The 21025-nt window shown below is 32.2% G+C and carries 23 protein-coding genes; 12 read left to right on the forward strand and 11 right to left on the reverse strand.

Annotation, left to right across the window (positions count from 1 at the left end; translation table 11 throughout):
* The first annotated feature begins 93 nt into the window (after nucleotides 1-93).
* Together K5781_RS08900 and K5781_RS08905 are read left to right on the forward strand one after the other, a co-directional pair.
* Nucleotides 94-372 carry a DNA-binding protein gene (locus K5781_RS08900; protein ID WP_366848217.1) on the forward strand — a complete coding sequence of 93 codons (279 nt, stop codon included), beginning with the start codon at nucleotides 94-96 and terminating at the stop codon, nucleotides 370-372.
* 91 nt (nucleotides 373-463) lie between these two features.
* Nucleotides 464-592 (forward strand): hypothetical protein, encoded by a 129-nt coding sequence (locus tag K5781_RS08905; protein ID WP_297443097.1) that lies wholly within the window; start codon nucleotides 464-466, stop codon nucleotides 590-592.
* On the opposite strand, the gene K5781_RS08910 is transcribed toward K5781_RS08905, so the two are convergent.
* Genes K5781_RS08910 through K5781_RS08920 form a run of 3 tightly spaced genes read right to left on the reverse strand, consistent with a single transcriptional unit; the run spans nucleotide 589 to nucleotide 2953 of the window.
* Nucleotides 589-1209: a LysE family transporter gene (locus K5781_RS08910; RefSeq protein WP_297443100.1), complete on the reverse strand. Its 621-nt coding sequence runs from the start codon at nucleotides 1207-1209 to the stop codon at nucleotides 589-591. The genes K5781_RS08905 and K5781_RS08910 overlap by 4 nt on opposite strands.
* A 45-nt stretch (nucleotides 1210-1254) precedes the next feature.
* Nucleotides 1255-1968: a PAC2 family protein gene (locus K5781_RS08915; RefSeq protein WP_297443103.1), complete on the reverse strand. Its 714-nt coding sequence runs from the start codon at nucleotides 1966-1968 to the stop codon at nucleotides 1255-1257.
* Nucleotides 1969-2005: 37 nt separating this feature from the next.
* Nucleotides 2006-2953: a deoxyhypusine synthase gene (locus K5781_RS08920; RefSeq protein WP_297443106.1), complete on the reverse strand. Its 948-nt coding sequence runs from the start codon at nucleotides 2951-2953 to the stop codon at nucleotides 2006-2008.
* 103 nt (nucleotides 2954-3056) lie between these two features.
* Between K5781_RS08920 and K5781_RS08925 the strand changes: the two genes are divergently transcribed.
* Nucleotides 3057-4151: an inositol-3-phosphate synthase gene (locus K5781_RS08925; RefSeq protein WP_297443109.1), complete on the forward strand. Its 1095-nt coding sequence runs from the start codon at nucleotides 3057-3059 to the stop codon at nucleotides 4149-4151.
* Here the strand turns inward: K5781_RS08925 and K5781_RS08930 are convergent, their stop codons facing one another.
* Complete coding sequence (locus K5781_RS08930; RefSeq protein WP_297443112.1) at nucleotides 4152-4889, reverse strand: carbon-nitrogen hydrolase family protein; 738 nt, start codon at nucleotides 4887-4889, stop codon at nucleotides 4152-4154.
* Between the two features lie 181 nt (nucleotides 4890-5070).
* Between K5781_RS08930 and K5781_RS08935 the strand changes: the two genes are divergently transcribed.
* A complete protein-coding gene (locus tag K5781_RS08935) occupies nucleotides 5071-8595 on the forward strand; it encodes a chromosome segregation SMC family protein (RefSeq protein WP_297443115.1) in 3525 nt (1174 codons plus the stop codon).
* Here K5781_RS08935 and K5781_RS08940 read toward each other — a convergent pair.
* The gene (locus K5781_RS08940; RefSeq protein ID WP_297443118.1) at nucleotides 8592-9557 is read right to left on the reverse strand and encodes an ABC transporter ATP-binding protein; all 966 of its coding nucleotides are present in this window, start codon (nucleotides 9555-9557) and stop codon (nucleotides 8592-8594) included. The genes K5781_RS08935 and K5781_RS08940 overlap by 4 nt on opposite strands.
* Before the next feature lie 94 nt (nucleotides 9558-9651).
* Here K5781_RS08940 and egtD point away from each other — a divergent pair, with 94 nt between their 5' ends.
* The gene (egtD, locus tag K5781_RS08945; protein WP_297443120.1) at nucleotides 9652-10674 is read left to right on the forward strand and encodes an L-histidine N(alpha)-methyltransferase; all 1023 of its coding nucleotides are present in this window, start codon (nucleotides 9652-9654) and stop codon (nucleotides 10672-10674) included.
* Here egtD and egtB read toward each other — a convergent pair.
* The 3 genes from egtB to K5781_RS08960 are packed head-to-tail and all read right to left on the reverse strand — an operon-like array spanning nucleotide 10671 to nucleotide 13814.
* Entirely contained in the window at nucleotides 10671-11981 is a 1311-nt protein-coding gene (gene egtB / locus K5781_RS08950; protein WP_297443123.1) for an ergothioneine biosynthesis protein EgtB, read from the reverse strand. The two genes, egtD and egtB, sit on opposite strands and share 4 nt — an antisense overlap.
* Nucleotides 11982-12029: 48 nt before the next feature.
* Nucleotides 12030-13472: a proline--tRNA ligase gene (gene proS, locus K5781_RS08955; RefSeq protein ID WP_297443126.1), complete on the reverse strand. Its 1443-nt coding sequence runs from the start codon at nucleotides 13470-13472 to the stop codon at nucleotides 12030-12032.
* Between the two features lie 54 nt (nucleotides 13473-13526).
* Nucleotides 13527-13814 (reverse strand): hypothetical protein, encoded by a 288-nt coding sequence (locus K5781_RS08960; RefSeq protein WP_297443129.1) that lies wholly within the window; start codon nucleotides 13812-13814, stop codon nucleotides 13527-13529.
* A 103-nt stretch (nucleotides 13815-13917) separates the two neighbouring features.
* Between K5781_RS08960 and serB the strand changes: the two genes are divergently transcribed.
* From serB to K5781_RS08975, 3 genes are all read left to right on the forward strand, one after another.
* Nucleotides 13918-14568 (forward strand): phosphoserine phosphatase SerB, encoded by a 651-nt coding sequence (gene serB / locus K5781_RS08965; protein ID WP_297443131.1) that lies wholly within the window; start codon nucleotides 13918-13920, stop codon nucleotides 14566-14568.
* Nucleotides 14569-14602: 34 nt separating this feature from the next.
* Nucleotides 14603-15328, forward strand: a complete 726-nt coding sequence (gene cofE, locus K5781_RS08970; RefSeq protein WP_297443134.1) for a coenzyme F420-0:L-glutamate ligase — start codon at nucleotides 14603-14605, stop codon at nucleotides 15326-15328.
* 105 nt (nucleotides 15329-15433) lie between these two features.
* On the forward strand, nucleotides 15434-16510 hold the full coding sequence (locus K5781_RS08975; protein ID WP_297443137.1) for a site-specific integrase: 1077 nt from the start codon (nucleotides 15434-15436) through the stop codon (nucleotides 16508-16510).
* 5 nt (nucleotides 16511-16515) lie between these two features.
* Here K5781_RS08975 and K5781_RS08980 read toward each other — a convergent pair whose 3' ends face one another.
* Entirely contained in the window at nucleotides 16516-17223 is a 708-nt protein-coding gene (locus K5781_RS08980; RefSeq protein ID WP_297443140.1) for a hypothetical protein, read from the reverse strand.
* A gap of 44 nt (nucleotides 17224-17267) precedes the next feature.
* On the opposite strand from K5781_RS08980, the gene K5781_RS08985 reads away from it, so the two are divergent.
* The 4 genes from K5781_RS08985 to K5781_RS09000 all read left to right on the forward strand — a co-directional run bounded on the left by K5781_RS08985 (nucleotide 17268) and on the right by K5781_RS09000 (nucleotide 19434).
* Nucleotides 17268-17453, forward strand: coding sequence for a hypothetical protein (locus K5781_RS08985; RefSeq protein WP_297443144.1), 186 nt, complete (start codon nucleotides 17268-17270; stop codon nucleotides 17451-17453).
* Nucleotides 17434-17649 carry a hypothetical protein gene (locus K5781_RS08990; protein WP_297443147.1) on the forward strand — a complete coding sequence of 72 codons (216 nt, stop codon included), beginning with the start codon at nucleotides 17434-17436 and terminating at the stop codon, nucleotides 17647-17649. The genes K5781_RS08985 and K5781_RS08990 overlap by 20 nt, the downstream gene beginning before the upstream one ends.
* A 28-nt stretch (nucleotides 17650-17677) precedes the next feature.
* Nucleotides 17678-18610 carry a hypothetical protein gene (locus tag K5781_RS08995; RefSeq protein WP_297443151.1) on the forward strand — a complete coding sequence of 311 codons (933 nt, stop codon included), beginning with the start codon at nucleotides 17678-17680 and terminating at the stop codon, nucleotides 18608-18610.
* A 119-nt stretch (nucleotides 18611-18729) separates the two neighbouring features.
* Nucleotides 18730-19434, forward strand: a complete 705-nt coding sequence (locus K5781_RS09000) for a hypothetical protein (protein ID WP_297443154.1) — start codon at nucleotides 18730-18732, stop codon at nucleotides 19432-19434.
* On the opposite strand, the gene K5781_RS09005 is transcribed toward K5781_RS09000, so the two are convergent.
* Together K5781_RS09005 and K5781_RS09010 are read right to left on the reverse strand one after the other, a co-directional pair.
* Complete coding sequence (locus K5781_RS09005; RefSeq protein ID WP_297443157.1) at nucleotides 19400-20149, reverse strand: hypothetical protein; 750 nt, start codon at nucleotides 20147-20149, stop codon at nucleotides 19400-19402. The two genes, K5781_RS09000 and K5781_RS09005, sit on opposite strands and share 35 nt — an antisense overlap.
* Nucleotides 20150-20550: 401 nt before the next feature.
* Nucleotides 20551-20925: a hypothetical protein gene (locus tag K5781_RS09010; RefSeq protein WP_297443160.1), complete on the reverse strand. Its 375-nt coding sequence runs from the start codon at nucleotides 20923-20925 to the stop codon at nucleotides 20551-20553.
* Nucleotides 20926-21025: the final 100 nt, after the last annotated feature.

The following is a 21025-nucleotide window of genomic DNA, read 5'->3' on the forward strand; positions in this document are numbered from 1 at the left end:
CCTGAACCAACACCAGAACCTGAACCAACACCAGAACCTGAACCAACACCAGAACCTGAACCAACACCAGAACAACCTCATGATTCAAAAAAAATTCCTGAAGAGCGAGATGTAATTTTTGTTGGAACTAAACCTATCATGACATATGTTTCAGCAACTTTGACCCAACTTTCAACAAGACCTACTGTAACAATTAAGGCTCGTGGTAAACGTATTACACAAGCAGTTGATGTTTCACAAATGATTGTAAAACGAATGGATTCTGTAGGGTATGTAATAAGTGATGTTAGAATTTCATCTGATTCTTTAACTTCTCAAGATGGAAAACAACGTAATGTTTCTACCATGGAAATTGATATTTCAAAAAACTAATCCAAAATATTATGTATTAATTTTAGTTGGATGTTTTTTTCTGGTGATGTTTTTTTTATTCTCAAATAATTCATGTGATGTTAATTATTTTATGATTTCTACAGATATTTCTTCTTATGAACAATCCCTTGATCCTGAATTTTGTGAAAATATTCTTGAACGGATTGACTTGTATAATGATATGTGTCCTTCCCAAATTGAAATATTGGATTGTGGTTAAGAAATTACATCTATCAAAAAACTTATTCCAAAATATATTAACACTAAACTTAATCCGAACATCAACATTTTGTAATTTCTATTAGATAGAATTTGTGAACTTTTAGATATTAAAAAAGAAGTTCCTCCCAACCAAACAAAATCCATCCAAATATGAAGAAAGAATACTATGAGAATTCCTGAGAATGCCCAAATTAGCATTGCATCTGAAATCAATTTGAGTCCTATTGTAAGCCACCAAATGATGAAAAATGGATTAAATGCACTTAACACTATTCCTGTAATTAATGGGCCTTGTTTTGGAACTGATTCTTTGTTTTTTCTTTTTTGAAATACTGTTCTAATTTGTAAACTTGCAAATCCAAAAAGTGTAATGGAACCAACAATTGAAACTATTGTTTTAAATTCTGGAAATGCTTCTAACGAAAAAATTCCTATTCCTAACACAATTACTAATGGAAATTCCACAATTGAATGTCCTATTGCCATCTTCAATCCTGATTTACTATCTTTTTGTAATCCATATGATACGTTAGCTACAAAAAGTGGTCCTGGCGCCATGACTCCTGACGCTGAAATTACAATAACCATTACGACAAATTCAAAAATCTGTACCAATCTGCAATTTTACTTATTTATTATAAAATAAATTTGATTGACTCTCTACATGTACATAGAATCTTTGAGATGTTGTGATTCTTCTTGAGTTTCTTTGATGATGATTTCAGCTTTTTCTGCTTCTTTCTCTAATGATGGAATATTACATGATACCCCTGGAATCAATTTTGACATTGTCATACATAACTGCGCACTTGATTTAAAATCTGGACCTTGACCATTTGAATGAAATACTATGACAATCACGTCTTGTCCTGAAATATTCCCTTCGTTAAGAAGTATTCCTGGAATTCCCGGTATTGTTCCATGTTCTAATACTTTCAAACCTGCTTCTTTGATCTTGCTTCTGGCAGACTCTGTACTTCCGACTCCTATCATCTCTTCTTCTCCTTTGTCAGATTTTACTGCAACACTACTGACAATTAGTTTTATTTTGTGTTTTTTTGCCCATGACAGCATTGTTTTTGCTGCATCTCTGTGAAGTGATTGTTCTAAAGTTAGATACGAAAGAAAAACCCCTACCTTCAAATCTTCATTAACAAATATTCTTGTTGCAAAATTTGGTTTTCCATCTTTAATCACACTAATTGGTGGGAAACTTTCTGAAGATATTACTCCCCCAATTTCAAACTTCGATGTATGGATCATTGATTCTGTAGCAATCGCACTACTAAATCCTATGGATGGAAAACCATCTATGAGATAACCATCTTCTAAATTTATTTTCTTTAATTCTCTGATTCTAATTTTATGACTCAATAAACTACTTGAACTATTATCAAATAATAGCTTTTATCTAATTCTTTTTTTGTAATTTTGAAACTAATGCCGCATAAATGAATGGCAAAATTGTTGTAACTTCTGCATGAAGTGTTGATTGTTTTGCTATTTGTGTGACTTTGCCCCATGAAATTGCTTCCCTAACTAGTGCTCCACTTAAACTTCCATCAAATTCTTGAGCTGTAGTAATGTAAAATGCATAATCTAATCCTTCTCTGTATTGATTCCACCATAAAGTATGGTGCTTTGAAATTCCTCCGCCAATCATAAATGCTCCTGATTTTTCAGCTTTGAAAATTAATCCTGAAAGTAAATTTGCATCTCCAGCCATGTTTAATTTGAAATCACTATGTTTTTGTGTGAATAACCAAATCTGACTTCCTACCGCTCCGTCCATAATTCCTGGAACTACTACATCTATCTCATTTTTGTATGCCCAATAAAGAAATGAATCTTCTCCTAAATGTTTTCCAATCATTTTGCAAATTTCAGATGTACTCATTTCTTTATTCCCTTTTTGATATTCTTCTTCAAGAAATGCTTGCATTTTTTCTTCAATTAATGGACCATAACTGTCCATTGGAACTAACACATTGCCTAGTCTGTGGATGTTCTGATTTGCAAGCTCATTATCATCCATTGTAAATGAACCTTCTTTGTAATGTGAAAAATGTCTTGCAATATCATGATCCAATGCACCACATGTTGTAATTGTTACATCAAACCATTTGTTTTTAATCATATTTTTGATAATACCTCGTAATCCTGTTGACACTACAGCTCCTACAAATGAAACAAATCGTAAACATTGTTCATCTGATATCATTTCCGTCAAAATTTGTAATCCGTCTGATAGATTGACTGATTCAAACCCTCCCGACTGTGCTAATTCATCAAAAATTTTTTCTATTGATGTATTTGAGTCAATTTCAATATCCTTTACTGGACGACCTGGTTCTATCATGATCTTAATCGTCGAAGTCAAGTATAAAATTCTGCCTTAATCTGCTTGCTTTTTTTATTTCATTAAGAAAACTTTAAACCCGCCCAATAACACTCATTTTCGAATGGCAGGTAGAATTAAGGTAGGTTTAGTAGGGATTGGTAATTGTTTTTCAGGATTAATTCAAGGAATTGAATACTATAGAAAAAATCCTGATCAAGAAGTTACTGGAATTATTCATGATAAATTAGCTGGTTATGGTATTCATGATATTGATTTTGTTTGTGGGTTTGATGTTGGCGAAAATAAAGTTGGCAAACCCCTTCATGAAGCAATCTATGCATTCCCAAACATGGTTGACTGGATTCCAAAAGATGAATTACCAAAAACTGATGCCAAAATTTACGAAAGCCCAATTTTAGATGGAGTTGGTTTATGGGTAGAAAATAGAATTAAACCAATCGAAAATCCAAAATCTGTCGAACAAATTACTGAAGAAGTTAAACGAGTCATCAAAGATACTGGTGTTGAAATTATTGTTTCTTATTTACCTGTAGGTTCTGATAAGGTGACTGAATATTGGGCACAAATTTGTCTTGATACCAATACTGCATTTGTTAATTGTATTCCATCATTTATTGCATCTGATGAAACTTGGGCAAAGAAGTTTGCAGAAAAAAATATTCCATGTATCGGTGATGATATCAAAGGACAAGTTGGTGCAACTATTGTTCATAGAACTCTGGCCAAATTATGTAATGACAGGGGTACTAAAATTGAAAAAACATATCAAATCAATGTAGGCGGCAACACTGATTTCTTAAATATGAAAGAACAAGATAGACTTGTTTCAAAGAAAATTTCTAAAACCGAAAGTGTACAAAGTCAACTAAATGAAAGATTAGATGATGATCAAATTTACGTTGGTCCTTCAGACTTCATTCCTTTCTTAGGTAATACAAAACTCATGTTTATGAGAATTGAAGGACGTCAATGGGCAAATATTCCTTACAATATGGAAGTTCGCCTAGAAGTTGATGACAAAGCAAATTCTGCAGGAATTGTAATTGATGCAATTCGATTAGCAAAAATTGCTCTTGATCGGGGCGTTGGTGGTCCTATCAAACCTGCAAGCGCATATTTGATGAAACATCCTATTGAACAAACATCTGATGTTAAAGCAAAAGCTGAATGTGAAAAATTCGTTGCTGGTGACTAGTCACTGAAAATTATTTGAATCTGAGAATCTTATTTTTCTGTTCTTTTCATATTTTGTTAAATCAAATTCTTTATTCAATCCATATTCTCCTTTTAATTTAGTCACTTTAGTTGTTACAACTTTATTATTTTCAACTAGATCTATCATGAGACTATTTCCTCCATATTTTTGGCTCTCTACATTAGCAGCTAAAATTGGAATTCTGTTTTCTAAAGATCTTACCTGAACATACATCTTCCAAGGCTCAATGCCTCTTTTGACTATTCTACTTGGTGAGAATAACACTTGAGCCCCTTTTTTTACTAATGTGTTGGCTACATTGGGAAACACCATATCATAACAAATCACTATCCCAAATTTGCATGCTGTTTGGAAGATTTTGGCCTCTTTCCCAGGTTTGACATTGTTTTTTTCATAGTCAAAAGGATGTATTTTTTCCTGTTTTCCTACAAAATCCCCGTTTGAGCCTATTATTGGAGATACAATTGACGTTCCAGTTTTTGTGGTTTCATAAAATGCGCCTGGAATGATGGTCATAGAGAACTCTTTTGCTATTTTCTTAAATTCTGAAAACTCAGAATCAAAGTCATTTATCTCATTATTTTTCAGCCATTGTTCTGGCAAACATACGATGTCTGTGTCTCTCTTGCCTAATTTTTTTAGAATTTTTGATGCACACTCTATTCCTTTTTCATTTGTACTTTGTGGTGTAGTTTGGATCAATCCTAGCTTTACCATGATTTTACAATTCCTTCTTAGTAATTATAGTAGGCGTAATCTTGCGATCATGTGACAAAAAATGCTAAAAAATAATTTTACCACTACGAAAAATGTCATAACATAACAAGAAAAATTATGCAATTATGTCAACTAAACTTGTTAACCATCGATTATCCTTCGTATTGAGAATTTACTATCATTGGTTCATGTCAAAAAAGTTGAGATCTTTGGTTTCAAGTCATTTGGATTTAAAAATACTACAGTACAGTTTGAACCAGGTCTAGTTTCAATTTCCGGACCAAATGGATCTGGTAAAAGTAACATTTTAGATGCTATAATTTTTGCAATGGGAGAAAATAAACCCAAAGTTATGAGAGTCGATAAGCTTCGATCATTAATTCATGATATTGAAGGAAATAGACGTGGACCAAAAATGGCACGCTCCAGTGTACATTTTGATAATTCTGATAGAAAAATTCCTGTTGATTCAGATAATGTCGAAATTACTCGAGAAATGGATGCAAGTGGTGAAAATACATACTATCTGAACAAAAAGAAAACTAATCGAAGTCATGTACTTGATTTACTTGATATGGCTAATGCTGGTTTAGGACAATTAAACGCAGTACAGCAAGGAACTGTAACCAGAATTTCAGAATTTACATCTGAAGAGAAAAGAAAAACCATTGAAGATTTGATTGGACTTTCTTATTTTGATGATAAAAAAACAGAGTCTGTCAAACAACTTGATGAGGCTGATAGGAGATTAGAAATTGCTCTTGCAAAAATGGGTGAAATCAAAAAAAGAATTGATGAGCTTGAAGAAGAAAGAAACCAGAAATTACGCCATGATATACTTGAGCGTGAACTAAATCGCTACAAGGCAATTGCCGCTGCCAATAAAATGAAGGTAATTTCTGCCCAAAAAACCTCAAAAGAGTCCACTTTGAGAGAATTAACTGCTGAAATTACCACTTTTGACACTGAGAGAACTGCATTAAGAGAAGAAATTGGTGCATTAGAATCTGAAAAAAATAAACTAATGGCAGAAGCTAATGATTACAGTCAAGCCAAAGCTTCACTTGATGCAGAAATAAGTTCTGCAATGGAACAATATGAAATTGATAATAGTGCTATCTCTGCATCAAAAAAACGATTAGAACAAATCAACTCTAGATTGCCTGAGATTCAATCTGAAATCGATGATATTGATAATGCAAGAACTGATATTGATACACAAATTCAAAAAATTAAAGAATCAATTGAAGAAACAAATGTAAAGAAAAATAAAATTAATGATGATCTACAAATAATTGATTCACAAAGAAACAAAATTTTAACTGAACAGTCAGAAGCAGCCACAAAAAAATCTGAAATTGATAATAAAATTAAATCTCTCACAACCCAACTAAATGATACAAAATTAAAACTCTCTAAAGTTTTACATGAAAAAGATGAATCAAAAATAAAAATTGATACCAACTCTACAAAGTTTTCTGAATTAGAAAGTGACATTGAAAAACTTACTGGTTATCAAAAACAACTAGAATCAATGCTAAATAATCATAGTGCTTCTATCACTGAATTAAAATCTAGAATTAAAAAACTACAAACAAAAAAATCAAAAATTTATAATGATATGGATGAACTGGGATTAATTTTAGAAAAGTCTAGCAAGGCTGCAAACCAATATGAATCAAAAATTAAAACTGTAAAAGGATTCATGCATGAAGATTACACTGTTGCAAAATTAAAAGAAGATGCAGACAAACTCGGTATTGAAGGATTAGTTTATGAAATGATTTCATGGGATAAAAAATACGAACGTTCTGTCTTGGCAGTGAGCTCTGATTGGATTAAAGCAATTGTTGTAAAAGATTTTGCAACACTACTTGGAATTGCTGAAGTTGCTAGAAGTAAAAATCTCCCTAAACTTAAGATAATTCCATTGGACGCAATTCCAAAATTCAAACTTTCATTGCCTAAAGGTTCTGGAATCTTAGGGGTATTATCTGACTATGTTGCATGTGATTCTGCTTATTCTTCTCTTAAAACATTCTTGTTTGGGAATATTGTACTAACTGAAACAAGAGAATCTGCCTATAATATTTCTCAAAAAGGCTACAAATCTGTTACATTGGATGGTGAATTCTTTGAGGCAAAAGGTGGTACTGTTGTAATTGATATTAATTCAAAAATTTCAAAACTAACTAAGCTTATTTCTATGAGTAGTGACATTGATGGATTGTTCCAATCTATCAGCATCATTAAAAAATACCTGCTAAAGAAAAAACATTCTTTGAAAAAATTAGAAGAATCTATTCAATCTTATGATGAAAGACTTTTGATTTCTGAAAAATCTCTAACATCTACTACTGAAAATTATTCTAATCTGAAATCTCGAATCACATCTGCCTTTACCATGAAGGAACAACTGTCAAAAAGAATTTCTGAATTAACTGCTAGAAATGATATAATAGAATCTGAAATAAGTACAAACGAATCTCATGTTGAATCCTTACAAGATCGTATTACTATTGTTGAAGAAAACTATGCCAGTGGAGAACAAGATCGTATTGCCAATGAATTATCTAGAATCAATATAAAAAAATCTGATATTGAAAAATTATACACGACAATCATGAATGAATATCGTGATAAATCTTCTCAATTGACAACTTTGCAAACTCAGTATACTAGAGAACAATCTCAATCAAATCGTTTGAATGATGAAACTAATTCTTTAAACCTTGAACATCAGGAAATAGAAACAAAAATCCAAGAACTAGAAAAACAAAAAGAATCCAAGAATGAGATTCTTGTATCGTTACGTGAAAAAGAACAAGAATTAATTTCTACTTCTGGTTCTTCCATTGGCCATCTTAAAGAATTTGATGATAAACTAAAAGTTATGACTGAAAAAGATAGAGAACTAACAAAACAAATCAACACTTTGGAACGACAAACAGATTCACTAAATCGTGATTTGCATGATTTGATTGAAAATGAGGCTAAATTACAACAAATTCTATCTGCGTTTGGCTTTGATAGGGACATGGAAACGTTTGATGTTGAATCTATTGTTCAAGGATTAACATCAGAATTAGCCTCCCTTAATGCATTGAATGCTAAAGCTCCTGAAACGTATCTTGAAGTATCTTATGGTTATCGTTCAATGTCTACTAGAAAGAATTCTCTTGAAGCTGAAAGAAACTCTATTGTTAAATTCATTGAAGATATAGAGAAAGATAAACGTCAAACTTTCTTAGATGCATTTGACAAAGTCGATAAGGAAATACGTTTAATCTTTAATAAAATGACTAATGGAAATGCTTGGTTAGAATTACAAAATGAAGATGACATATTTAATTCTGGAATTTCTTATTTGATTCAATTCCCAAATAAACCAAAAAGAGAATCTACTTCAATTAGTGGTGGTGAAAAAACTTTAGCAGCTATTGTGTTTGTTCTTGCTTTACAAAAGCTAAAACCTTCTCCATTTTACTTGTTTGATGAAGTTGATGCTCACCTTGACGCACCAAACTCTGAAAGACTTGCAAAAATCTTAGAAGAAAGATCTAAAGAAAGTCAATTTATCATGGTTTCTTTAAAAGATTCTGTAATCCAAAAAGCAAAACTGATCTATGGTGTCTTCCCAAAGAATGGTGTTTCAAACGTTGTTACATACAAAGACAAGCGTTTGCCTTCTGTGAAAACTTCTTAATCTAGTTTAACATAACACGCCGAATAATGTTCATCGTTTATTTTCTCTAGATGAGGTTCATTAACACATTTTTCAATAGCATATGGGCACCTTGCTCTGAATCTACATCCTTCATAGACGTCAATGTTTGCTGGTTCGTTAATCCTGATTTTTCTTTCTCTGTGTAAATTTTCTGGATCTGGTTCTGAAATTGCATCAATCAGTGCCTGCGTGTATGGATGTTTGGGCTTATCTAACACTTGGTCAATTGGTCCAATTTCAACAATTTTTCCCATATACAAAATTCCTATTCTTTGACCAAAATATCGTGCAGTTGCTAAATCATGAGTGATATAGATAAAAGAAATATTGTATTTTTTTTGCAGTTCTTGCATCAATTCCAACATCTCTGCTCTTATTGAAACATCTAACATGGAGACTGGTTCGTCTGCAAGAATTATTTTTGGCTTTAGTGCCAATGCCCTAGCTAACACAACTCTCTGTCGTTGTCCTCCTGACAACATGTGCGGATATCTTTTTCCAATATCTTCTGCTGGTTCTAATTTCACTTCTTGTAACACTTCGATGGCTCTTCTGAATCGTTCTTCTTTACTTCCTACATTGTGTATTTCCAATGGTTCTGAAATAATATCTGCTATTTTCATTCTTGGATTTATTGAATCATAAGGATCTTGATGAATCATTTGACAATTCATTCTAATTTTAGATAAGTTTTCTTTATGATTATCAATTTCACTACCTTCAAAGAATATTTTTCCTGAGTCTGATTCTATTGATTTAAGAATTAATTTTGCAATTGTTGATTTACCTGAACCTGATTCTCCTGCTAAAACAAAAACTTCTCCCTTTTTTATCGAAAATGACACATCGTCTGCTGCTCTTACTGTTGTTGATTTTTTTCCAAACATTCCTTTTTTTGTAAAATATTTTTTCAAATGTTCCACTTTTAGTATTTCGTTCACAAGATATTGTTAAAATAAGAAGTATATCAAGAAATATCTTTTATGCGTAAAAATTGGGATAAAGCATTTATGTTAAATAAAGATTATTTTATACTTGAACGAAACAATCCAGAAAAATTTAGAATATAAAAAATATGTAATTGATTCTAAACTTCAATACTTTAAACCACATGCTAGTAAAATTGAAAAAACTTTTGCTGAGGAAATATCTTTCAGCTTAAACCGAAATACAAAATTCATTTCGCCCAAGTTCTTTTATGACAAAAAAGGATCTGATTTATTTGAAAAAATCTGCACTCTTCCCGAATATTATCCTACAAGAACGGAAATCCGTATTCTTCAGAATTTACAGGATGAATTACCTTCTTTTATTGACAATTCCTATAGATTAGTTGAACTGGGTAGCGGTGCATCCGTCAAAACTAGATTATTACTTGACATTTTTACAAAATCTCAGGAAAAAACTGAGTATTTCCCAATTGATATATCTGAAATTTTAGCTGAAAGCTCAGAACAGCTCCTTCAAGATTATGATAATTTACACATAACAGGAATAATTGACACCTATGATGGTGGTTTAGAATTTCTAAAAAATTACGACAAGAAAAACAATTTAATTATTTTCTTGGGTTCTAGCTTTGGAAACTTTTCTCATATTGATGGTGAGAACTTTTTAGAAAAAATTAATTCTACCATGAAATCAGGTGATCTATTTCTAATCGGATTAGATCTGGTTAAAGATACAAAAATTTTAGAATCTGCATATGATGATTCACAAGGAATCACCTCTGAATTCAATCTTAATGTCTTATCTAGAATTAATGATGAACTTGATGCAGATTTTGATTTGAATAATTTCTCACATTATTCTATTTACAACAAAGATGAACAACGTATTGAAATGTATTTGAAATCTCTTGTAAATCAATCAGTAATTATTTCAAAATCTAATCTATCACTAAATTTGAAGAAGAACGAACTGATTCACACCGAGCATTCTCATAAATACACATTAGACCAGATCAAAACTCTTCTCAAAAAAACTGGATTTAATATTATACATACGTGGTTGGATGATGATACATATTTTTCATTAACTTTAGTATCTAAGAATTAGATGTCTTCAGCACATCTGAATCCTGAAAATAACCAACGTTCATCTAGTCTAAAGAAGTTTCTGTAACTTCCTCTAATTGACATTTTTGGTGTTCCAAAAGATCCTCCTCTCAAAACTTTTTGATTTGTAAACCATTTGTCATTATATTCATCAAAACCTGACTTGAATCCTGGATAACCTGTAAATTCTGATGATGTCCATTCCCAAATATCTCCTATCATCTGATGGCATCCATAATGACTAATTCCATCTGGATATGCCCCTATTTCTGAACAGCCCCAATTGTATGATTCAAGTAAATTACATTTTTCTGACGTTGGGTTTTCATTTCCCCATGGAAAGACTGTTTTTTCTTGTTTTTCTTTATTCCAACATGCTGCTTTTTCCCATTCAGCCTCTGATGGTAGTCTTTTTCCTGCCCATTTACAGTATGCATCTGCTTCGTAAAAGCTAACATGACAAACTGGTTCTTTTGGATTAATTTTTCTAATTCCTAGAAAATCTCTTACATACCAAATATTGTCAATTTTTTCCCAATACATTGGAGATGTCCATTTGTTGTCTTTGACTTTCTCCCATCCATCTGATAACCAATACTTGTATGTACTATATCCTCCATCTTCAATAAATTCAAGATATTGCTCATTTGTAACAGGAAATATGTCGATTTTGTAATTTTCTAGGAACACCTTGTGTTCTGGTAATTCAATATCATAACAAAATCCTTTTCCATTATTTCCCATGGTGTAAATTCCCCCCTCTATCGTAACTGACTTTTTCTCCATTTCACTTGTTTTTGGGATTTCATTTTTTTTAACTGGTCTATATTGCTCTGCAAGTAAATGTTGCAAATCATATACTAACAGCTCTTGATGTTGACATTCATGATGGAATCCCATAACGATCATTTTAGCTGATTCTTCACTCAGTTTTTGTGTTTCAATAAATTTCTCAACTCTTTGATTTATTGTGTTAAAGTATTGGAAAATTTGGTCTGTTGTTGGCCTTGACACAACTCCTCGTAAGCCTTTGTCATGTGGAACCCCAAATTGTTGATAATAGGAATTAAGATATTCTGAAAATTCTTTAGAATAAAATTCATAATTTGTGTCAATTTTACTCATTATTGCTTCATAAATCCAACTAACATGACCTATGTGCCATTTTGGTGGACTCATAAAAAATGCTGTTTGTACAACAAAGTCATCTTTTTCTAAAGTTTTTACTAATTCTAAAGTTCTATTACGAGTTTCTTTAAATTGTTGAAGTAGTGAATTTCTTGAATCTAGCTCTAGATTTGAAGCCATAATTGAAAAATCTTTTTTTCTATTATTATATTTGTGGGTGTTTTGATACTAGTACCCTCTTGCAAAAATTGGTATTGATGCACTTTGCTCTTGACAATAGATGCATTTTTGACTGGTATCTTCACTCTCAAATGGAATTACTCTGATTTCTGCTCCCGTTTCTTCTTTGATTTTGTCTTCGCATTCTAATTTTCCACACCATGGTGAATTGAAGAATCCTCCTTTTTCGATTTTAGATTTAAAATCTGTATAATTTGAAATGTTTATTGTGTTGCTGTCTGCATCTTTTCTGGCTTTTTTCAGCATCTCTATTTGAATTTCATCTAGAATTGCAAATATTTTTTCTATTTCTGCAAAATTTATTGTTAATTTTTCTGAATTGTATCGTTTAGCAACAATCATGCTATCTTTTTCTAAGTCTTTGGGGCCTATTTCAATTCTTAATGGGACTCCTTTCATTTCCCAATCATTAAATTTGTAACCTGGAGACAATCCTTCTCTATCATCTATGCTTACTCTGATTTCTTTAGCTTCAAGTTGATTTCTAATTTCTTCCACTTTTGGCATTACTTTGTTTTCCCCTTCTTCGTTTCGATAAATTGGAACAATTACTACTTGAATTGGTGCTACTTTTGGTGGCAACACCAACCCTTTGTCATCACCATGAGCCATGATCATTGCGCCAATTAATCTCCAAGACACTCCCCATGATGTTTGCCAAGCAAAATGTTCGACATTATCTTTATCAGCAAATTTTACTTCAAATGGTTTTGAAAAATTTTGTCCTAAGAAATGTGATGTGCCCATTTGCAATGCCTTTCCATCTGGCATGATTGATTCCATGGTTGTTGTGTATACTGCGCCCACGAATTTCTCTTTTTCACTTTTTTTACCTGTTGTTACAGGAATTGCCAATTCTTCTTCAACTGTATTTTTGTAGATGTCTAGTATTTTCATTACTTCTTTTTCTGCCTCTTCTTTTGTGGTGTGAACTGTGTGGCCTTCTTGCCACAAAAATTCTGACGTTCTAAGAAATGGTTTCGTTGCTTTAATTTCTGCTCTTAATGCGGTATTCCAAAAGTTGATTTTTAGAGGTAAATCTCTCCAACTCTGAATCCATTTTGAATATAATGTATATGCTAAAGTTTCTGATGTTGGCCTTAATGCTAATCTGTCTCCGACTTCGTTTGTTCCAGAATGTGTTACCCAAAACACTTCTGGATTGAACCCTGCAAAATGTTTCTGTTCTTTTCCTAACAGTGATTCAGGAATCAAAATTGGCAAAAACCCATTTCTAATCCCATTTTTAGAAAATTTCTTATCAAATGTGTCTCTTAACGATTCCCAAATTGAATATCCATCTGGTCTTAGTACGATTAATCCTTTTACAGGTGCATAATCTGCAAGTTTTGCTTTGAGAACCACTTGGGTATACCATTCACTGAAATCTTCTTTTTTTGAAACTGTAATTCCTACGTCTTCTTTACCCAAACTAGAATTTGATGAATTAATTTAACTAATGAGCCTTTCGTGATAATTTGAATCCTATAATTTGTCGCCTTTACAAAGTACTTTTCCCATTACTCTGCTTTGGAAATTTGGACATACAAAACACTGGATGAAATGAATATCTTCTTTTAGAACAGGACATTCTACAAATTCCTGCTTCATCCTTTTGAGCATTTTTGGACTGACTCCTTTTAATTTCAATTTTCCTTTTTCATCCATCATGCCTGATGCTTTTAGTTCTTCTTTAACTGGATCTGGTAATTTTTGTCTTCCTTCTCTTTCTTGTATTTCTACTTCGTATTTACGGTCTAATTCATCAGCCATGTCCTTTAGAAAACATTCGGTGATTTATTATTAGCGTTTTTTAGATCCAAAAGCAGTTTAAACTTTAATATAATTAGCGATTTTTTTCCAAATCAGAAATCTATTGTTAGTAATTTTTGATGTTGAGGGAGTTTTGTATGATGAAGAATATCTCCCAATTCTTGCAGAAAAACTCAACAAACAAGATGAAATTTGGGAAATTACAAAACAAGGAATTCAAGGAAAAATTAACTGGGAAGAAGGATTGCGAACTAGAGTAGCTGCACTAAAAGGACTAGATGAAAAAACTTGTCAAGAAGTTTCTGATGCTTTACCTATAATGACAGGTGCAAAAGAAGCTTGTAGAGCATTAAAGGCTGCTGGATGGAAGTTGATGGCTGTATCTGGCGGATTCACTTTGATGATGGAACGATTACAAAAAGAATTAGGCTTGGATTATGTTTATTCAAATGAATTGTTATTCAAAGATGGAAAACTTGATGGCGTCACCATTAACGTCGATTCTGATAAATCCAAATCTGCAAGAATAAAAATTGAAGAATGGGGAGAGAAAAAAGAAGATATTGTATGTGTGGTAGATGGCGCAAACGATGTAAAATTATTTGATATTTGTGGATTGGGAATTGCCTATCGAGCACAAGATCTTGTAAAAGATTTGGCAACTACAACTCTGGAAGAAAAAGATCTTTCTAAAATTATTGATATAATCAACAAACACTACAAGCTTGAATTAGAAGCTGTCACTCCTGCATAAACAATTTTTTAGTCCTCTGCTTTAGATATTTTACTTGCAAATTATTCCTGTTCATTTTGAAAAAGAAATCAGTCCTTCTGATGATCTTTCTGATATTTTACTAAAATTTGACAACCTAAATGACGGGGATATTATAGTAATTGCCCAAAAAGTAATCTCCAAACAAGAAAAAAGATTAGTAAGCTTGTCCAGCGTTGTTCCTTCCTTGTTGGCTCAAGGGATCGCGTCTCAATACAAAAAAGATCCTCGAATTGTTGAATTGATTTTATCTGAATCAAAGAAAATTGTTAGGATGTCTCGTGGAATTTTAATTGTTGAAACTCATCATGGATTTATTTGTGCAAATGCTGGAATAGATGAAAGCAATGTTGAAGAGGGATTTGTAACTCTGCTACCCGTCGATTCTGATAAATCTGCACAATTAATTCGGAAAAAAATTTTTGAACGTTCTGGAAAAAATATTGCTATAATTATTTCTGATACATTTGGTCGTTCATTTAGACTTGGACAAACCAATCATGCAATAGGAGTATCTGGACTAAACCCAATTTTAGATTATGAAGGAACTTTGGATTCTTTTAACAAAATTTTGCGAGTTACTGCAATTGCAGTTGCTGATGAACTTGCATCGTCTTCTGAATTGGTGATGGGAAAATCTTTGAAATGTCCTTTTGCAATTATTCGTGACTATTCTTTTGAATTCGAAGAATGTTCTATTGACAAATTAATTCGTCCTGAAAATGAAGATCTTTTTAGATGATGGTTTTGAAATTTTGTTAAGACCAAAAATCGGGCAAGATAAACTCAAATAGATTTTATAGCTACGTGAAGTGTAGCTTAAATAAATTAGCCCCTAATACATAATATGAGTTCCAGGGCTGTTTTGTTATTTGAAAATAGCATAAAATCCGATTCTACTAGAAAAACTTACAATTATTGTCTTAGAAGATTTGTAGATTATTACAAGCTAAAAGGAATTGATGCATTACTTTCAGTGGAACCTAAACCATTACAAACAATGCTTGAAGATTATCTGTTTCATTTGAAAAAATCAGTCAAAGTTGCAACTATCAGAACTCATTTTGCAGCCATTGAGCTATTTTGTATAGTAAATGATCTTGATGGAGTCAATTTTAGAAAGATTCGAAAAATGTATCCTGCATCTGAAAAGATACAGGGTCGCAATGCCTGGTCAACAACTGATATTCAAAAGATATTGGAATCTACCAAGGAACTACGTACAAAAACACTCATTCACTTTCTTGCTTCTACTGGGTGTCGAATCGGTGCGATACCTGATCTAAAAATTGGTAATCTAACTGAGATGCCCGATGATTGTTTGGCAGTAATGTTTTATGAAGGCACTAATGATGAGTATGTTGGATTTCTTCATCCAGAGGCTGCATCATACATGCGTTCATATCTTGAAAGAAGATCTTCTGATGGAGAAAAACTCGACAAAAATCACCCTCTATTCCGAGAACGATATAGTATAGGTATAGCCAAACCTAGGAGTATCAGTCAGCCCAATCTGAGAACAATTATCCATAGACTGGTCACATCCACAGCACTACAAAGAGAAAAAACTGATGGACGGTTTGATGTAATGACCATTCATGGGTTTAGAAAAAGATTCAACACTGTTCTCAAGCTAAACAAGACAATCAATCCTGCAATAATTGAAAAACTAATGGGACACAAGATTAACCTAGACGGTGTCTATCTTACACCAACACGAAATGATTTGTTTGAAGAATTTAAAAAAGGAATTTCTGATCTTACCATATCTGACTCTGAAAGATTAAAGTCTAGAAACAAGAAACTGGAAGTTGAAAAGAAAAATTCAGAAAATCAATCAACCAAAATTAATGAACTGGAATCAAAGATTGACATACTTACACACAAAATGGAACTGATTTCAAAAACTCAAGAATCTAAATAATTTTCTTAGAAATCCCATCCTCCTGTTGGAGTCTTGTTTGAAAACCATATTGGTTGGAATTGTAATTTTCTATCATATTCTTTTGGTGTATCTTTTATGGTTCTTGTAAGTAAAGCCATCCATCCTAACATTCTCTTAAAGTCATCATGAAAAGAATACCAAATTTGACTAGATGAGTATTCGTTGCTTATCACGGTATCCATATAATCTCCTATAATTCCTAGAATCTGATACATTAGCCCCACTCTGAAATCTGTAATGGGTTTGCCTCTCTCATAATTTTTCATATGAATTGATAATGCAGCATCAACCAATCTTGCAAGATTGTTATTTCTAAATTGAATGCTGCTCATTCTCATTCTGTTTCCACTAAATGTTGCAGCATCTTTTGATTTTCTAGGATCTAGTATCTCTTCAAGCTCCTCTTCAAATCCCTTAGCTAATCTTGGGCTAGCTGCCATGGCTTCAAAGAAGTAAGTTAAATTTGCAAAAGCTGGAAAAATCGTATTGTCGATATAATCTACTTTCTTTTTGTCTAGGGCTCGTAATTTCTTCTTGTCTTCTGATGATAGTTCTTTTCCTTCTTTGGTTAATCGCTCTCTTTTTTTGTGAATATGTAACCAATCCTGAATAAAGGTCACAAGTGTCTCATCAGGTATGTAACTTTTTTCATCTTTGATCTTCTGAACCCCTTTAATTATCCCTTTTTTCATGTAACATCTACTCATATTGTTACATAAGTCTATTATTATCTATAATGAAAAGAGATACTGAGATTTCAAAAATCTGGGTTACTGGCAAGAGTTCCTATACCATGGTTATCCCAAAAAAATTTGCTTTAGATCTAAAACTTGATTCTGAATCCTATCTGGTAATTGAGAAAACCACTGAAGGTCTGATAATCAAAAAATTGGAGGTTGGACATGAAATCAAAAATTCTTGAAAGTCTTAGAGAATGTTGTAATAACACAAAATCTTACATTGTAATTTATGACGGTGCAGGTACTGGAGATTTACCTCTTTTAGTTTGTGAGGGTTGCTTAAACAAACCCTCATTCCAAAAATTCATTTTAGCTAAATTCAAATTTACTCAAAAAAATACAGTTGAAGACATTTTAAGAAATTATTTACAGAACTAAAATGACCAATCATTCTTTGTTCAAGTTTATGAGTCCTGCCTTTGAGCAAAGTAATTCTACTTTAAAAAATACACAAGAGTTTGTTTCAGAATCAAAGTTTCTTACTAACTGGTTAGAAGTAGAACATCAAGGTTGGAAGCTTCCTGCAATAGAAGAGCCACATGATTGGTGTGGATTGTGGAAAACTGTTGGTTGTAACAAAGTAGATGTCCATGAAAAACTAGGCAAAGGGAGATTAACATATGTTAAACAGTTTCGTCGTTCATGTTATCGTGCAAAATGTAAGTCATGTTATACCAACTGGATTGTACGACAAGCTAATGCCTCAACAAGAAGGATAGAAACTTTTGAGAAAAAATCAAACCAAAAACCAATCCATTTGATATTTGCAGTACCTGTAGAACAAAGACATACTCCAATCAAAATATTACGTCAAAGACTAAGTCATATACTAAAACTTGGAAACATTCATGGTGCATCAGTAATATTCCATCCATTCAAGTTTGATAAGAAAACACGAAGATGGTATGCATCACCTCATTTTCATCTAGTGGGATTTGGTAAATCATCCGACATTCAAAATGCCTTTGGGCGATACAAATGGTATATCAAAGAAACAGAAGAACGAAATTCTATATTTCAAACTTTTTGCTATTTGTTATCTCATTGTGGTATTCAGAAAGGATACCATGCTGTTACCTGGTTTGGCAGTCTCTCTTATAGCGAATTGCCTGTTGATAAAGAGCCCAGAATCACCAAATGTCCTCTCTGTAACGGAGAATTTGAGGAAATTTACTATGAAGAACCAATCCATCCGATAATACCGCCTGATAAGCACTTTGAAGGGGCAGTTGAAGGTGAAGGATGGCACAAGGTGTTTACTGTAGAGTATGCAGAGCCAACATATGAATATGCTCCAACTAGGGATTTGGATGAATTGTTGAAAGGATTAGCAAATTAAGCATTCATTCTAAATTTTGGTTGTGTGGGATCCTGTCTTATTTTTAAGATTTTTTTATTTTATGAATTTAATATTTCGTTATACCATTCCTATAAATTCAAGATTCGTGTAAATAATGTATGAGTCTGATTGAATCCCTTAGTGAGTTTTATACAAATTATGCTTGGTTTTTATGGATTCTGGGAATTTTAATCCCTTCTGTCATATCAGCTGTAATTCCTAAGATTAGAAGGAAATTCAAAACACTATTTTTTAGAATGATATTAAAAATTCAAGGAAATGATGTTGGAATAAATGCAGTTTATTTAAAAAATTATCTTGAACCTCCACAAGGAAAAATGAATAATGATATTTTTGATCAAATAAAAAATGAAATCTCCTATGATAAAATAGATAAAGTCAGCATGCACCCAAGGTTCCTAAAAATCCGTTCAAATAAACTTGGAATGAAACTTATAATTTCAATTGAGAAAGAATATTTGGAAATTGAAGATGAGGAATTACAAAGTATTCCATATAATGTAACAATTGAGATGGATGCGGATATCAAAGGTACCTCTAACATACACAATTTGGATGATTTTGTCACAATATCTGAAAAAATTCAAGAAATTATTAGAACAAAATTATTTCCAAATGCAGAAGTTGGGCAATCTTATGTTGTATGTACTGTCAACAATATTCTAAATGATGTATCTATAGATAATGAAAAGAAATTTGAATTTGAAGATAATCAAATCACTATGAGTGGAAACACTACAACCATTCTCTCTCATACTCCTCGTAACCTTACTCAAATTCTGAAGAAGTACGTCTACGCCTAATCACTTTACCTAATACAACGTAATCCATTAACTCATTAATGAAATACTCAATAAATTGACTATCTGAAATATCATCACCTTCATCTAGATTTAGTGAAACTCCTCCATATTTTGAAACTGATACACTTAGATTCATTTTCTCAAAATATCCTGATTCAAATGTAATGGAACTTTTTAACATTTGAGCATATTCTTTTGCAAGTAGGGGATCTTTAGCTATGTCTATTCCATGAATAGTTCCTCCTTGCCAGAATCCTGATCTTTTCACATTACTTTTCTTATGTTTCGGAAAATCTGTTTCTAATTTTTGCATGTTGAAGTGTACGGGCCTTGCAGTGTTCTTGTTTCCTCCTAATGCAATTGATAGAGCTTTAATGACTATTGGACGTTCTTTAATGTTGTTTGTTCTTACAAATTTATCATTAATTATTTGAAAAGTAAATAATCTAGGTACTAAAGAATATTTTATTTTAATTGAATATCTTCCTGTGTCTTCATCTTTATCTCTAGTATGTCTTCCAACTTGAATATAATCAATTAATTCACAATTCAGAATTCTATCCTCTTCTATTTTGTATTCTGATTGTGTTTCTCGTAATTGAATTACTCCTTCTACAGATTCTCCTTCCACCTCATGATTGAATGTAAAAATTTTTGAGAATTTTCCTTTTAATTTCATTTCTTCTTCAAATGCACTAAAAACACCATTAGTCATACTGTATTTTTGAGATAGTCTGATTTAATCTTGTTCATATTATAGTAATTTCTTAAATTTTATATCTGCATATTTTAGCCATAATCATACTTTCAAGTGTCCATCTTGACTAGAAATTGCTTCAAAATACAACTTGTGACGTTTCTAGTTAATCATCACGAGTAAGATATTGTTTGATCTTTGACCAACTGTAATACTAATGTTCATTTAACAATGAACAGTTCTCATTAAACCAATACTCATAAAATGACTATTGGTCTGTGATGCTACTCGAATTATTCTTAGTAACACTGATACTGACGGAACTTATGGTCTATGCGAAGAAATGACTTCTCCTAGAGAAAGCATCCTACTCATTTGTAAACAAAACCCATTGTTAATTGAAATGTAAAATATTTGATCTATTTCAAACGTCTGTAAATTTCCTTAAATTCTTTTGAAAGATCGTATGAAATGTTTAGTATGTGTGTGAGTCGGTTCATCGATACCATACCATTGCCCACCTGTCTTAGGATGGTCAGGGCTTTCTGAGGCGATGTTGCAGATGGCTGTTTCTGATTAGACCATGTCTTAAAGGAGTCCTCTACATCCAGACAGAAATTCAATACAAATTCTTTCCATTCTGGGGTTTGATTCAGCTTATCTTTTCCTAGAAATGCTTCTGCTATTGTGCGAAATTCGTTTTGCCTATCTGCATACAGCATTTTGAGTGATTCCTGAATTTTTTCTTCAGTATATTCTGGTGTCTTTAGCATGTACATTCCCTTAATTTCCATGATCTTAATTTGAAGAGTTTGTAATTAAACCAATCTGAGATTTCATTTTTTGAAAACGTCATGTCAAATCCTCTGGATCTTTTTTTGATAGATTCTGTTT

Origin of the sequence: Nitrosopumilus sp. (assembly GCF_025699255.1) — an archaeon.
Taxonomy (GTDB): domain Archaea; phylum Thermoproteota; class Nitrososphaeria; order Nitrososphaerales; family Nitrosopumilaceae; genus Nitrosopumilus.